Below are 13686 nucleotides of genomic sequence, written 5' to 3'. Positions count from 1 at the left end.
AGCTGAGAATGATTTGGGAGCCTGTCTGCGTGCTGCTGAAGTCGCTTCTGATTCCGCTTGTAATTGCGGTTTTTATCACCTATCTGCTTTTGCCTGTCGTTGAAAAGATACACCGGGCCGGCGTGCCGAGAACATTGAGTATTTTGCTGATTTATGTTCTGTTTTTTGCCGGTCTCGGCTATGCCTTTTACAAAGGGGTGCCGATCCTCATTAAACAGCTGACAGAGCTATCAGAGGGAATTCCGTTTCTTGCCGCATCTTACGAAAGCATGCTGGATCAGCTGCATCATCATACAGACGGCTGGCCCGACGGCATGCACGACAGGATCGACAGGTTCGTCAATCAGACGGAGGAATTCGTAGCAAGCTGGGTGGAACGGACGATCAGAAGCATCCGGTTCGTTTTTGATTATATGCTCGTGGCGGCGATTATTCCTTTTTTAGTATTCTATATGGTGAAAGATATTGATACGATGAAGAAGGCGGTATGGTATTTGACGCCTTCTTCATGGAGGGCGAGAGGCAGCGAATTCATCCGCGATGTCGATGATTCTCTTGGAGACTACATCAGAGGCCAGCTTTTTGTCTGTCTTGTCATCGGCTTGGGAGCGAGCCTGTCATTTTGGTTTTTTGACCTGCCCTATCCGCTGATCCTCGGCCTTGTCATCGGCGCGACAAATGTCATCCCGTATTTCGGTCCCGTCATCGGCGCGATTCCCGCCGTTATTGTAGCTGCCGCTTTATCGACGAGGCTCGTTTTCGTGGTGATCATTACGATTTTGGTGCTGCAGTTTATCGAAGGCAATATTCTCGGCCCTCTTGTCGTCGGCAAAAGCCTGCATATGCATCCCGTCGTCATTATGCTTGGATTGCTGGCGGGCGGGGAGCTTGCCGGTATCATCGGCATGATTCTGGCTGTGCCTGTCATGGCCGTTATCAAAGTGATGCTCGTCCATTTTTTAGCGGCAAGAAAAGCGTGAGCGGCAGAAGTTTGACATAACGGCCTCCGTTGTCTATAATTTCGAAATAGACATACATACGTATCTCGATTGACGGATCCGAGTATACTGAAGCCCTGTTTTATAGAGAGAAGCTCCATTGCGGTGAAAGAGCTTTAACAGAAGATCAGTAGAAGCTAATCCTGAGTGCAGGCGAAAACCTGCCGTCTTCATCCGGCGTTATTCGGATATCAAGGTGATGGGCGTTTTGTTACGCCCATAATCAGGGTGGTACCGCGAGAGGAGCTCTCGTCCCTGTGTAAACGTTGTTTGCATAGGGCGGGGGCTTTTTAATTTGCATGTGCATCATTTAAAGGAGGAAAAAATAATGAAGACATTGACATCCGCACAAGTGCGCCAAATGTTTTTAGATTTTTTTAAAGAAAAAGGGCATGCCGTTGAACCGAGCGCCTCTCTTATTCCGCATGAAGATCCCTCCCTGCTTTGGATCAACAGCGGAGTTGCGACGCTGAAAAAATATTTTGACGGACGGGTTGTGCCGGAGAATCCGCGTATCTGCAACGCTCAAAAATCAATCAGGACGAACGATATTGAAAATGTCGGGAAAACAGCCCGCCACCATACGTTCTTTGAAATGCTCGGGAACTTTTCGATCGGCGATTATTTCAAAGAAGAAGCGATCGAGTGGGCATGGGAATTTTTAACCGATCAAAAATGGATCGGCTTCGATCCCGAACGGCTGTCAGTCACGGTCCATCCGGAAGATGACGAAGCGTATGAATTATGGTCAAAAAAAATCGGCGTTCCTGAGGAACGGATTATCAGACTGGAAGGAAACTTCTGGGATATCGGCGAAGGCCCGAGCGGACCGAATACCGAAATTTTCTATGACCGCGGTGAAGATTATGGAAATGACCCGTCTGATCCGGAACTTTACCCGGGTGGGGAGAACGAGCGTTACCTTGAAGTATGGAATCTTGTGTTCTCCGAGTTCAACCACAATCCTGACGGAACATACACACCGCTTCCGAAGAAAAACATCGATACGGGGATGGGCCTTGAACGGATGGTATCTGTTATTCAAGATGCCAAGACGAACTATGATACGGATTTGTTTATGCCGATCATCAAGGCGACAGAAGCCATTTCAGGAGAAAAGTACGGCACATCTGCTGAAAAAGATACGGCATTTAAGGTTGTGGCCGACCATATTCGAACGGCTGCGTTTGCGGTCGGCGACGGAGCGCTTCCGTCAAACGAGGGGCGCGGCTATGTCATCAGAAGGCTGCTTCGCCGCGCTGTCCGCTATGCGAAGTCCATCAATATTAACAGTCCGTTTATGTATGAGCTCGTGCCGGTAGTTGCCGACATCATGGCCGCATTCTACGGCGAAGTCAAAGAAAAAGCGGACTTTATCGCGAAAGTCATCAAAACAGAGGAAGAACGCTTCCATGAAACATTGCACGAGGGCTTGGTGATTCTCTCAGAAGTGATTCAAAAGGAAAAAGCAAAAGGAAACCGCATCATTTCCGGGGAAGATGTCTTTAAACTGTATGATACGTATGGATTCCCTGTTGAACTGACCGAAGAATACGCCGAAGATGAAGGCATGGAAGTCGATCATGACGGATTTGAGCGCGAGATGGACAAGCAGCGCGAACGGGCCCGGCAGGCGCGCCAGGACGTCGGCAGCATGCAGGTTCAAGGCGGCGCTCTCCGCGATATCATGACAAAAAGCGAATTCATCGGCTATTCCGATATCAAAACGGAAACGAAAATCGCCGAGCTTCTTCAAGACGGGGAACTTGCCGACCTCGTTCAAGAAGGCAAGAAAGTTCAGTTTATCCTGGAAAAAACCCCGTTCTATGCTGAAAGCGGCGGGCAAATCGGTGATAGAGGCTGGGTTAAAAGCGGGGATGCCGCGATTCGCGTCACAGACGTTAAAAAAGCGCCGAACGGCCAGAACCTGCATGAAGGGATCGTGGAAAGCGGCGCAATTAAAAGAGGCATGAGCGTGACCGCAGAAGTCACGGAGCGGCTCAGAAAAGACATCGTCAAAAACCATACCGCGACACATTTGCTTCATCAGGCGCTGAAAGATGTGCTCGGTACGCATGTCAACCAGGCCGGCTCGCTAGTCACTGACAGCCGTCTGCGTTTTGACTTCTCTCACTTTGGACAGGTGACTAAGGAAGAACTCGAACAAATAGAAACAAAAGTGAACGAGAAAATTTGGGCATCGATTCCTGTGCAAATCGACTTAAAACCGATTGATGAAGCGAAAGCGATGGGAGCCATGGCGCTGTTTGGCGAAAAATACGGAGACATCGTCCGCGTCGTTCAAGTTGGCGACTACAGCATCGAGCTGTGCGGAGGCTGCCACGTGAGAAACACGGCTGAAATCGGTCTCTTTAAGATCGTGTCCGAATCAGGCATCGGGGCCGGCACCCGCAGAATCGAAGCGGTAACTGGGCAGGGCGCTTATGAAGAGATGAACGCCAAACTGGAGCTTCTCGAGCAGGCGGCAGAAGTCCTGAAAACCAATGTGAAGGAAGTGCCGAAACGGATCGAGGCGCTCCAGTCTGATCTGAAAGAAGCTCAGAGAGAAAACGAATCTTTATTGGCGAAACTGGGAAATAAAGAAGCCGGAGAGATTTTAGAAAAAGTAAAAGAAATTGACGGAATCAAACTGCTCGCAGAAAAAGTGAATGCCAAAGATATGAATCACCTGCGCACAATGGTTGACGATCTGAAGGCGAAACTGGGCTCAGCCGTCATCGTTCTCGGGGCGGTTCAAAACGAAAAAGTGAATATTTCCGCCGGAGTTACAAAAGATTTAATAGAGCGGGGTTTCCACGCAGGCAAGCTTGTCAAGCAAGTCGCAGAAGCATGCGGAGGCGGCGGAGGCGGCCGTCCAGACATGGCGCAGGCGGGAGGAAAACAGCCTGAGCGGCTTGCTGAAGCATTAGCATCTGCGGAAGAATGGGTAAAATCCGTTTTATAAATAGCCGTTGTGGTGTAGAATGGTGATTAGAAGGTAATCAGGCTGAAACTTTGCCTGCGAATTTGGGAAAGAGGTGCAAAACGGTGAGCTCATTTGATAAGACGATGAAATTTAACTTTTCCGACGATTCGATGGAAACCAATGTAAATGAAGTGCTGATAACCGTCCATGATGCGCTTCAGGAAAAAGGCTACAACCCGATCAACCAAATTGTCGGATACCTGCTATCAGGAGATCCCGCTTACATTCCAAGGCATCGAGATGCACGTAACCTGATTCGGAAAATAGAAAGAGACGAGATAATCGAAGAATTGGTTAAATCGTACTTAGAACAGCATAAAGAGGCGTAAACAAGCATGCGAATATTAGGTCTGGATTTAGGTTCGAAAACGCTCGGCGTAGCGTTGAGCGATGAAATGGGCTGGACGGCTCAAGGGATAGAAACGATTAAAATCGACGAGGCGGGCGGTGACTACGGCTTGAACCGCCTCGCCGAATTGACGAAAGACTATGTCATTGACAAGATTGTACTCGGTTTTCCCAAAAACATGAATGGAACCGTCGGCCCGAGGGGGGAGGCGAGCCAGAAGTTCGCGGAAGTGCTTGAAGAAACGTTTCAAGTTCCCGTCGTGCTTTGGGACGAGCGCCTCTCGACAATGGCGGCCGAAAGAATGCTGATTTCAGCAGATGTAAGCAGGCAGAAAAGAAAAAAAGTAATAGATAAAATGGCGGCCGTGATGATCCTTCAAGGATATCTCGACAGCCTAAACTCATGAGGTGAATAAGATGGAACACGGAGAAAAAAACATTACGATTGTAGACGACAAAGGAAACGAACAGCTGTGTGAAGTGCTCTTCACATTTGACAGCGATCAGTTTAACAAGTCATACGTGCTTTATTATCCGGTTGAAGCACAGGATGAGGAAGAGATCGAGATCCATGCTTCAAGCTTCGTACCGAATGAAGCCGGAGAAGACGGCGAACTGATGCCGATTGAAACAGAAGAAGAGTGGGATATGATCGAAGAGACGCTGAACACGTTTTTAGCGGATGAAGACGAAGAAGAATAAAGCAGCGGCTGAACCGCTTGACAAAATCCTAAAACTTAAACCGTTTTAGGATTTTGTCATTTTTTAAATGGGCATCTGCAATCATTTGCGCCCTGCTGCCGACAGGCGGCTTTTTTTATTAAAACATTTTGTAATAAATTGCCGAATGATAACGAATCATGTAGTATATACCATGGGAGGAGAGGAGGACACCAATGTTTGAAGATCAGACAAAGAAACCGTTTATAAAAAGACTCCTTAAACATAAAATAAAGTTTTGGCTGACTGTGGTCGCGGTTCTGCTGATTTTAACCGCAGGCGCTGTTTCGCTCTACGTCAAATCGGCGCTCGAACCGGTCGATAAAAATAATGCAAAAACGGGCAGCGTCTATATTCCGGAAGGATCGACCGTTACGTCCATCGCCGCCAAACTGAAAAAAGAGGACCTAATTAAAAACGAAAAAGTATTTATCGCTTATGTGAAATTTAAAAATGCCTCCGGCTTTCAAGCGGGGAACTTTCAGCTCAGCCAGTCGATGGATGCGGCCGGCATGGTCAAAAAGCTGACGAGCGCTTCGCATGTACCGGCATTTAAAATTACCGTTCCTGAAGGAAGACAGCTCCAGGAAATCGCAGCTATCATCGCCGGACAAACCAACTACTCGGCAGCGGACATTATGAAAAAGCTGGATGACCGCGAATTCATCAGCCGATTAAAACAGAAGTATCCGAAACTGATCACCGACGACGTGCTAAACAAGAATATCAAGCATCCGCTTGAAGGATACCTGTATCCTGCGACATATCCGTTTTACGACCCTGAGACGAAGCTGGACGCAATCATCGAAGCGATGATCAAACAAACAGATCAGCTGGCTGAAAAGTATGAAAAGCAGATGAAAGACAAAAAGATGTCCGTCCACAAAGCCTTGACGATGGCTTCGTTAATTGAAGAAGAAGCTACCGAAAAAGCGGACCGGCACAAAATCTCAAGCGTCTTTTACAACCGCATCAGCAAAAACATGCCATTGCAAACGGATCCGACCGTTTTATACGCGCTTGGGGAGCATAAAAACCGTGTCATGTACAAAGACCTTGAAGCGGATTCCCCGTATAATACGTACAAACATGCCGGTCTACCGCCTGGGCCGATTGCTAACGCGGGAGAGAGCTCCTGGGAAGCGGCATTAAATCCGGAGCAAACAGACTATGTTTATTTCCTTGCAAAGAAAAATGGGGAAGTCGTCTTTACAAAAACGCTTGAAGAACACAATAAAGCAAAAGCAAAATACATTACGAACACGCAGGACGAGGAAAAAGGAGAGTAAAAATTACTCTCCTTTTATTCGCAAATACAAAGGTTTTATGATAAAATATATCGGGTTGTTTATTGAGAAAAGACAGTCGACTGCTTTAGGAGAGTGCTGCACATCTGACCTAAGGCTCTTTTTTATGAAAGGGAGGCCATCTGCCCGTGAAGATTGGACACGAAGAATTGACCGGCTATCTTGAAAAGCTGCTGAAGCAAAGGCCGGCTGAAATTATGAAACTGGAGGCCTATGCCGAAAAGCATGGCGTGCCCATTATGGAACCGACAGGAATCGAAGTGCTCCTGCAGCTTCTTTCACTCAAAAATCCGAAAAAAATTCTTGAAATCGGTACCGCCATCGGTTATTCGGCGATTCGGATGGCACTTGCCCTTCCCGAAGCTGAAATCTTTACGATCGAGCGCGATGAAGACAGGTATCGGGAAGCGTTGAAAAACATCCGGTCATTCCAGCTTGAAAACAGAATTCACGTGTTCTTCGGCGATGCGCTCAGCGAATCGGACGCCGTTCAATCGATGGCTCCTTATGATGCGCTTTTTATCGATGCCGCAAAAGGCCAGTATCAGAAGTTTTTCAGTATATATGAAAAAATGCTCGCCGATGACGGCATCATTTTTACTGACAATGTCCTTTTCAAAGGCCTTGTCGCATCAGATTACAATCAGATCGAAAACAAGCGCATCAAAAAGCTTGTATCGAAAATAGATCATTACAATCATTGGCTGATGGAGCATCCTGACTACCACACGGCGATCCTGCCTGTGGGCGACGGATTGGCCGTCAGTCAAAAAAGAGGTGAACGGATATGAAAAAGCCTGAACTGCTTGTGACGCCGACGGCTGTTTCGGATATTAAGCCTTTGGCAGAGGCGGGCGCCGATGCGTTTATCATCGGTGAACAAAGGTTCGGTCTGCGTTTAGCCGGGGAGTTTTCCAGAGAGGAAGTAAAAGAAGCCATCATTCAGGCTCATCAAAAAGGCGCAAAAGTATATGTTGCCGTGAATGCGATTTTTCACAATGACCGGGTGCCAGAACTGAATGACTACCTTTCTTTCTTGGCAGAGGCAGGCGCCGATGCGGTTGTCTTCGGCGATCCCGCTGTACTTATGGCTGCACGGGAATCAGCGCCGAATATGAAACTTCACTGGAATACGGAAACGACCGCAACCAACCATTATTCCTGCAACTATTGGGGGCGAAAGGGCGCGAAGCGCGCGGTGCTCGCAAGAGAGCTCAACATGGACAGCATCGTTGAGATTAAAGAGAAAGCAGAAGTCGAGATCGAAATTCAGGTTCACGGCATGACATGTATGTTCCAGTCAAAGCGCTCCCTGATCGGCAACTATTTTGAATACCAGGGAAAAGTCATGGATATCGAAGGAAAGAAAAAAGAAAAAGGCATGTATCTTCATGATAAAGAACGCGGTAACAAATATCCGATTTTCGAAGACGAAAACGGCACGCACATCATGAGTCCGAATGACGTCTGCATCATTGATGAGCTTGAGGATTTAATCGATGCCGGCGTCGATTCATTTAAAATTGAAGGGATTTTAAAATCGGTCGAATACATGACTGAGGTAACGGCCATGTACCGCGAAGCCATCGACCTTTGCATCGCAGACAGAGAAGCATACGAAGACAAGAAAGAAGAATGGATCGAGCGGATTGAACAGCTGCAGCCTGCAAACCGCAGCATCGATACCGGATTCTTTTTCAAAGAAACAGTATACTAAAAGGAGGGATAGCCATGTCTGCAGTAAAAGATAAAATTTCCAAAATCGTTGATGGAAAACGCGTCATTACGAAAAAGCCAGAACTTCTTGCTCCGGCGGGAAATTTGGAAAAACTGAAAATCGCTGTCCACTATGGCGCAGACGCTGTATTTATCGGCGGACGTGAATATGGACTCCGCTCAAACGCAGATAACTTTTCAATTGAAGAAATGGCTGAAGGTGTCGAATTTGCGAAAAAATACGGCGCCAGAATTTATGTGACGACAAACATTTTTGCGCATGAAGAAAATATCGACGGGCTAGAAGACTATTTGCGCGACCTCGAGGGAGCAGGCGTGTCAGGCATTATCGTCGCTGATCCCCTGATCATTGAAACATGCCGCAGGGTCGCGCCGAAGCTGGAAGTGCATTTGAGCACCCAGCAGTCCCTTTCAAACTGGAAAGCCGTTCAGTTCTGGAAGGAAGAAGGCCTTGAGCGGGTCGTGCTCGCGCGCGAAACGAGCGCACTTGAGATCAGAGAAATGAAAGAAAAAGTGGATATTGAAATCGAAACATTCATACATGGTGCGATGTGCATCGCTTATTCCGGCCGCTGCGTGCTCAGCAACCATATGACGGCCAGAGACTCTAACCGCGGAGGCTGCTGCCAGTCATGCCGATGGGACTATGATTTGTATCAGACAGACGGGGCGAATGCACTGCCGCTATATGAAGAAGGCGATGCACCGTTTGCGATGAGCCCGAAAGATCTGAAGCTGATCGAATCGATTCCGCAAATGATTGAAATGGGTATTGACAGCCTGAAAATCGAAGGCCGGATGAAATCGATCCACTACATTGCGACAGTCGTCAGTGTGTACAGAAAAGTGATCGATTCTTATTGCGCTGACCCCGAAAATTTCGTCATCAAAGAAGAATGGCTGAAAGAACTGGACAAATGCGCCAATAGAGACACGGCGCCTGCTTTCTTTGAAGGAACCCCCGGATATGAAGAGCAGATGTTCGGCGTTCACGGCAAAAAGACAACATACGACTTTGCCGGACTTGTCCTTGATTATGATGAAGAGACAAAAATGGTCACGCTCCAGCAGCGGAACTTCTTTAAAACCGGAGATGAAGTCGAATTTTTCGGTCCGGAAATCGAAAATTTCACATGCAAAATTGACACGATATGGGACGAAAAAGGCAATGTGCTTGATGCAGCCCGCCATCCCCTGCAGATCGTCAAATTTAAAGTGGACAACAAGATATATCCTAGCAACATGATGAGAAAGGGGCAGTAATGGCATGGGGAAAAAACCGGTAGTTATCGGCATAGCGGGAGGCTCCGGATCTGGAAAAACGAGCGTCACCAGATCCATTTATGAACAGTTTAAAGGTCATTCGATCTTGATGCTGGAACAGGATTTATATTATAAAGATCAGAGCCATCTGCCGTTTGAAGAGCGGCTGAACACGAACTACGACCATCCGCTTGCATTTGATAATGACTATTTGATCGAGCATTTAAATGAATTGCTTGCCTACAAGCCGATCAAAAAGCCGATTTACGATTACAAGCTGCATACGCGTTCAGAGGAAGTCGTGCACGTCGATCCGAAAGATGTTATTATTTTGGAAGGAATCCTTGTCCTCGAGGATGAAAGGCTCCGCGACTTAATGGACATCAAGCTGTATGTCGATACGGATGCCGACCTGCGGATCATCAGAAGGATGGTCAGAGACATAAAAGAAAGAGGACGTTCGATCGATTCTGTCATCGAGCAGTACATCTCAGTCGTCAGACCGATGCATAACCAGTTTGTCGAACCGACGAAACGCTATGCCGATATCATTATTCCGGAGGGCGGACAAAACCGCGTCGCCATCGACCTGATGGTAACAAAAATACAAACTATTCTTGAACAAAACGCGATTTTATAATAACATAGCATAGACAAACACAACTCTGACCATATTATGTATAGAAATTGAAGGGTTCTCATCCTGAGCCCTTCTTTAACTGTATAAGCACCATTTACCGGAGCCTTCCATCCGGTTTATATGATACTTTACAAATATGGGAGAGAAGAAGGGGACAAGGGTTGTCCTCATTCTTGTATATTCAAGTCTATACCTCACATACAAGTGATGAGGAACCAACTAGAAGGAGTGAAGGAACATGGCACAAGAGAAAGTATTTCCTATGACAGAAACGGGAAAGAAAAAACTGGAAGAAGAACTTGAGTATTTGAAAACGGTTAAACGTAAAGAAGTTGTTGAACGTATTAAAGTGGCAAGAAGCTTCGGAGACCTCTCCGAAAACTCCGAATACGATTCAGCAAAAGAAGAACAAGCTTTTGTAGAAGGGCGCATCACAACCCTTGACAATATGATCCGCAACGCAAAGATCATCGAAGACGATGGTGCCAACTCAGATATCGTCGGCCTCGGAAAAACCGTTACATTTACGGAGCTTCCTGACGGTGAAGAAGAATCTTATACCATTGTGGGCAGCGCGGAAGCCGACCCGTTTGAAGGAAAAATCTCGAACGATTCCCCAATCGCGAAAAGCCTTCTCGGCAAACAGGTCGGGGACGAAGTGACCGTTCAAACACCGGGCGGCGAAATGCTTGTAAAGATTGTGAAAATTTCATAAAATTTGTTTAGCAAACGATGACCTCGTCCACAATGTGGATGAGGTGTTTTTATTATGAAATGGCAAAAGCGCATGAAGTGGGTGTCGATTATCATTTCGGCTGCCCTGTTATTTCTGCTGATCAGGCTCGCTGAAATTCAACTGTTTTTTACCGAATCCTTTTCTAAACGGAATGTGAACTTAATCCAGGAAAGCGTCAAACAGCGCACTGAGGAAGTTCGGATTTCAGACGGGAGAGGATCTTTTTTAGATCGGAACGGCGAACATTTGTCCGTCAGCCAAAAACCGGCCATCGTCTTATTTCCTTTTTTAAAACATCAGCCATGGCCGGCCGAAGAAGCAGCCGAAATTTTAAACATGACAAAAGATGAGCTCGAGAATAAGCTTGAGCATGCGAAAAAACCTGTGATTCTTACAAAACATGAAGGAGCGTCCATTTCAAAGACGGCTCTCGAAAAAATCAATAAACTGAAATATCCCGGCGTTTACGGCGTATACATAGAAGAAACAGAAAAGAACAGGCTGGCTTCGCATACGCTCGGTATGACCAATCAAGACCCGGACCTTCTCCGACGAAAATATCCCGATAAAGAGGGCCTCTCCATCAGCACGAAAATCGGCACCTTCGGCATGGAGCGGACATTTGATGAATTCCTGCTGCCTGAACAAGATACAAAACTGTTGTATCATGTGGACGGATTGGGAAACCCTTTGTTCGGTATGGACGTCAAATATACGGCAGATGCAAATCCGTTTTACCCGCTGCAAGTCAAAACAACGATCGACAAAAAGGTTCAGCGGGCAATGGAAGATGTATTGGCTGACCATCAGCTTGATAAAGGCGGAGCGGTTCTGATTGACATCGAGACGAACGGCGTGGCGGCGATTGCGAGCAAGCCCGATCTCAACATGGCATCGCAAAAAACAAGGCAAAACTATATGCTGACACCGGTATATCCCGGCTCGGTTTTTAAAACCGTGATTGCCGCGGCAGCGATCGAAAACGGCATGGACCATCCGTCAAAAACCTTTAACTGCAATTTGAACCTGTACGGTGAGGCCGGAGAAGACAAAGGGAAGCTCAGCTTGGAAGACAGTTTTGCGGAAAGCTGCAACTACACGTTTACAAATCTTGCTGGGCAGCTCGTTGAAAAAAACAGCTCCGTGATCGAAGATACCGCCGCAAAGCTTGGGCTGACCGGACGGGTCGGCTGGGAAGGGAAGCTGTATCATGAAGATGAGTTCAGACAGTTTCATCATGAAACTGCCGGATCAATCTGGGGGGATGAAAAGGACAAAAAAGTCAAAAAAGCTGTAGCCCAGACCGCCATCGGCCAAAAAAATGTGAAGCTGACCCCGTTGGAAATCGCCAACATGATGGCGACCATTGCAAGAGGCGGAGAGAAAAAACAAGTCAAGATCGCAGACCAGATCGAATATAAAAACGGCACATTGATGACGGCTTTTAAAGATCACAAGCTCCCCGGAGAGAAAATCGATCAGTATACCGCGCAAAAGCTGCAGAAACTGCTCAGAAAAGTCGTCACGTCTGAAAAGGGGACAGGCCGGCGCTTCAGAGATCTTCCGTACGAAGTAGCGGGCAAATCGGGCACAGCTCAGACAGGCCGGACGGCAGATGACAAAAAATCGCTCTATCATAAATGGTTCGCAGGTTATTTTCCGGCGGACAAACCGAAATATGCGCTCGTCGTCGTCCATATGGATACGCCGGGTAGCAGGGCTGCGACAAATGCCGTATTTTATGATATTGTTAAAAAAGTATATGAAATTGAAAAGAACCAGACATAGAAGAATGCCTCAGGTGATGATAAAATAGAAAGCGAGGCAAGAGGGAAAAAGGAGTGCAATGAACTTGAGCGAAACAAGGGAATCTCGTTTTGAAAATCGTGATAAGCGCAGGAAAGCGAATCTTGTGCTTAACATTTTAATAGGCATCGTATTGGTATTAATCGTTGTCGTCGCCAGCAGTCTGATGATGAACAGCCCGAAGGAGCAGGCGCAGCAAGATGCTTCGAAAAACGATTCTGAACAGACGACAGAAGCACCTGCTTCCGACAATAAGAAACAAACGTCTGACGAAGATGTAAAAGATGAGGACAAAGGAAAAAGCGATTCTGCCGACAAAGAAGACAGCGATTCCGACTCGGACAAGGATAAAGACTCTGCTTCAGACGAGGACAAATCAACATCAGATGATCCGTTTGAAGGAGCCGAAGTGAAAGAAGGCGGTTCAAGCGCCAATGTTGAAAAAACGATCATCAATCCTGACTGGAAGCCTGTCGGCACACAACAGAGCGGACAGCATACCGCAACATATGATTCGTCTTCACAAGACTGGAAAGAAATGCTTGAAGCCATTTCATATGCGACAGGGGTTTCCCAGGATAACATGACGTTGATCTGGCTCGGAAACAACGGCAGCCCGCAAGATGCGAAAGGAACCATTCAGGCGAAGGACACCGGCGTCAAATATCAGGTAGCCATTACTTGGGTTGACGGGAAAGGCTGGAAGCCGACAAAAGTTGAACAGTTGAAGTAAAGAAAAAAGCGTCCGGTTTTAACAACCGGGCGCTTTTTTTTATGATTCGGCTTTAAAATGCACGACTGCGCTGTAGTGGATCCGTCCGTCAATGACCGCCGTCTGATGGGAAACCGAATGGACCCTCAGCAAAAGCGCCTGGTTGTTTTCAATCTGCTGACTGATCTTTTTTTCAAGCTCCTCTAAGCTCAGCGCCTCAAAAAACTCAATTTTATCTTTGATCAGATCGAGCCCGAAGTTCATAAACCAATCCTCCATTCGTTTCAAGTCATTTTTTATTAAAGCAAAGAAGCGTCCGGGTGACAAGGGAAATATAACCAAGCCTTTTTTGTACCCAAAACGAATGACTTGTGGTAGGATAAGAACTAATCAACCAAATAAATCATACTATACTTATAGGAATTGTAAAAAT

Annotated in this window: 14 protein-coding genes and 1 other annotated feature; of the genes, 13 read left to right on the top strand and 1 reads right to left on the bottom strand. The window is 46.8% G+C overall.

The features are described from left to right. Window positions 1–2 precede the first annotated feature (2 nt). From C1T29_RS17575 to C1T29_RS17515, 13 genes are all read left to right on the top strand, one after another. Complete coding sequence (locus C1T29_RS17575; RefSeq protein WP_231516509.1) at window positions 3–980, top strand: AI-2E family transporter; 978 nt, start codon at window positions 3–5, stop codon at window positions 978–980. 60 nt (window positions 981–1040) lie between these two features. Beyond that, window positions 1041–1258: a binding site (T-box leader), on the top strand. Between the two features lie 68 nt (window positions 1259–1326). Further along, entirely contained in the window at window positions 1327–3963 is a 2637-nt protein-coding gene (alaS, locus tag C1T29_RS17570) for an alanine--tRNA ligase (protein WP_103749538.1), read from the top strand. Window positions 3964–4046: 83 nt separating this feature from the next. Continuing rightward, window positions 4047–4313 (top strand): IreB family regulatory phosphoprotein, encoded by a 267-nt coding sequence (locus C1T29_RS17565; protein ID WP_003183920.1) that lies wholly within the window; start codon window positions 4047–4049, stop codon window positions 4311–4313. Between the two features lie 6 nt (window positions 4314–4319). Then, window positions 4320–4739 (top strand): Holliday junction resolvase RuvX, encoded by a 420-nt coding sequence (gene ruvX, locus C1T29_RS17560; RefSeq protein ID WP_003183918.1) that lies wholly within the window; start codon window positions 4320–4322, stop codon window positions 4737–4739. Window positions 4740–4749: 10 nt separating this feature from the next. Further along, entirely contained in the window at window positions 4750–5034 is a 285-nt protein-coding gene (locus C1T29_RS17555) for a DUF1292 domain-containing protein (protein WP_016885528.1), read from the top strand. A gap of 194 nt (window positions 5035–5228) precedes the next feature. Beyond that, window positions 5229–6341, top strand: coding sequence for an endolytic transglycosylase MltG (mltG, locus tag C1T29_RS17550; RefSeq protein WP_208945501.1), 1113 nt, complete (start codon window positions 5229–5231; stop codon window positions 6339–6341). Window positions 6342–6487: 146 nt separating this feature from the next. Continuing rightward, complete coding sequence (locus C1T29_RS17545) at window positions 6488–7150, top strand: O-methyltransferase (RefSeq protein ID WP_020452393.1); 663 nt, start codon at window positions 6488–6490, stop codon at window positions 7148–7150. Then, complete coding sequence (locus C1T29_RS17540) at window positions 7147–8076, top strand: peptidase U32 family protein (RefSeq protein WP_023855373.1); 930 nt, start codon at window positions 7147–7149, stop codon at window positions 8074–8076. Before C1T29_RS17545 ends, C1T29_RS17540 begins: the two co-directional genes overlap by 4 nt. A 14-nt stretch (window positions 8077–8090) precedes the next feature. Continuing rightward, on the top strand, window positions 8091–9359 hold the full coding sequence (locus tag C1T29_RS17535) for a peptidase U32 family protein (RefSeq protein WP_020452391.1): 1269 nt from the start codon (window positions 8091–8093) through the stop codon (window positions 9357–9359). 4 nt (window positions 9360–9363) lie between these two features. After that, window positions 9364–9999 (top strand): uridine kinase, encoded by a 636-nt coding sequence (udk, locus tag C1T29_RS17530; protein WP_020452390.1) that lies wholly within the window; start codon window positions 9364–9366, stop codon window positions 9997–9999. A gap of 238 nt (window positions 10000–10237) precedes the next feature. Beyond that, window positions 10238–10714, top strand: coding sequence for a transcription elongation factor GreA (gene greA / locus C1T29_RS17525; RefSeq protein ID WP_020452389.1), 477 nt, complete (start codon window positions 10238–10240; stop codon window positions 10712–10714). Between the two features lie 54 nt (window positions 10715–10768). Further along, a complete protein-coding gene (locus C1T29_RS17520; protein ID WP_103749537.1) occupies window positions 10769–12523 on the top strand; it encodes a peptidoglycan D,D-transpeptidase FtsI family protein in 1755 nt (584 codons plus the stop codon). 58 nt (window positions 12524–12581) lie between these two features. Then, window positions 12582–13274 (top strand): YrrS family protein, encoded by a 693-nt coding sequence (locus tag C1T29_RS17515; protein ID WP_020452387.1) that lies wholly within the window; start codon window positions 12582–12584, stop codon window positions 13272–13274. Window positions 13275–13313: 39 nt separating this feature from the next. Here the strand turns inward: C1T29_RS17515 and C1T29_RS17510 are convergent, their stop codons facing one another. Next, window positions 13314–13517 (bottom strand): YrzA family protein, encoded by a 204-nt coding sequence (locus C1T29_RS17510; protein WP_023855370.1) that lies wholly within the window; start codon window positions 13515–13517, stop codon window positions 13314–13316. Window positions 13518–13686 lie beyond the last annotated feature (169 nt).

Source organism: Bacillus sp. MBGLi79, from assembly GCF_002953915.1.
Note: the sequence above shows the minus strand (reverse complement) of the source record. Positions and strands in the feature narration are given on the sequence as shown.

What these genes read in the sequence shown, in the direction of transcription:
- alaS (WP_103749538.1), top strand. Translation starts at nt 1,327, where the DNA reads ATGAAGACATTGACATCCGCACAAGTGCGCCAAATGTTTTTAGATTTT.
- ruvX (WP_003183918.1), top strand. Translation starts at nt 4,320, where the DNA reads ATGCGAATATTAGGTCTGGATTTAGGTTCGAAAACGCTCGGCGTAGCG.
- C1T29_RS17555 (WP_016885528.1), top strand. Translation starts at nt 4,750, where the DNA reads ATGGAACACGGAGAAAAAAACATTACGATTGTAGACGACAAAGGAAAC.
- mltG (WP_208945501.1), top strand. Translation starts at nt 5,229, where the DNA reads ATGTTTGAAGATCAGACAAAGAAACCGTTTATAAAAAGACTCCTTAAA.
- C1T29_RS17540 (WP_023855373.1), top strand. Translation starts at nt 7,147, where the DNA reads ATGAAAAAGCCTGAACTGCTTGTGACGCCGACGGCTGTTTCGGATATT.
- C1T29_RS17535 (WP_020452391.1), top strand. Translation starts at nt 8,091, where the DNA reads ATGTCTGCAGTAAAAGATAAAATTTCCAAAATCGTTGATGGAAAACGC.
- udk (WP_020452390.1), top strand. Translation starts at nt 9,364, where the DNA reads ATGGGGAAAAAACCGGTAGTTATCGGCATAGCGGGAGGCTCCGGATCT.
- greA (WP_020452389.1), top strand. Translation starts at nt 10,238, where the DNA reads ATGGCACAAGAGAAAGTATTTCCTATGACAGAAACGGGAAAGAAAAAA.
- C1T29_RS17520 (WP_103749537.1), top strand. Translation starts at nt 10,769, where the DNA reads ATGAAATGGCAAAAGCGCATGAAGTGGGTGTCGATTATCATTTCGGCT.
- C1T29_RS17515 (WP_020452387.1), top strand. Translation starts at nt 12,582, where the DNA reads ATGAACTTGAGCGAAACAAGGGAATCTCGTTTTGAAAATCGTGATAAG.
- C1T29_RS17510 (WP_023855370.1), bottom strand. Translation starts at nt 13,517, where the DNA reads ATGAACTTCGGGCTCGATCTGATCAAAGATAAAATTGAGTTTTTTGAG.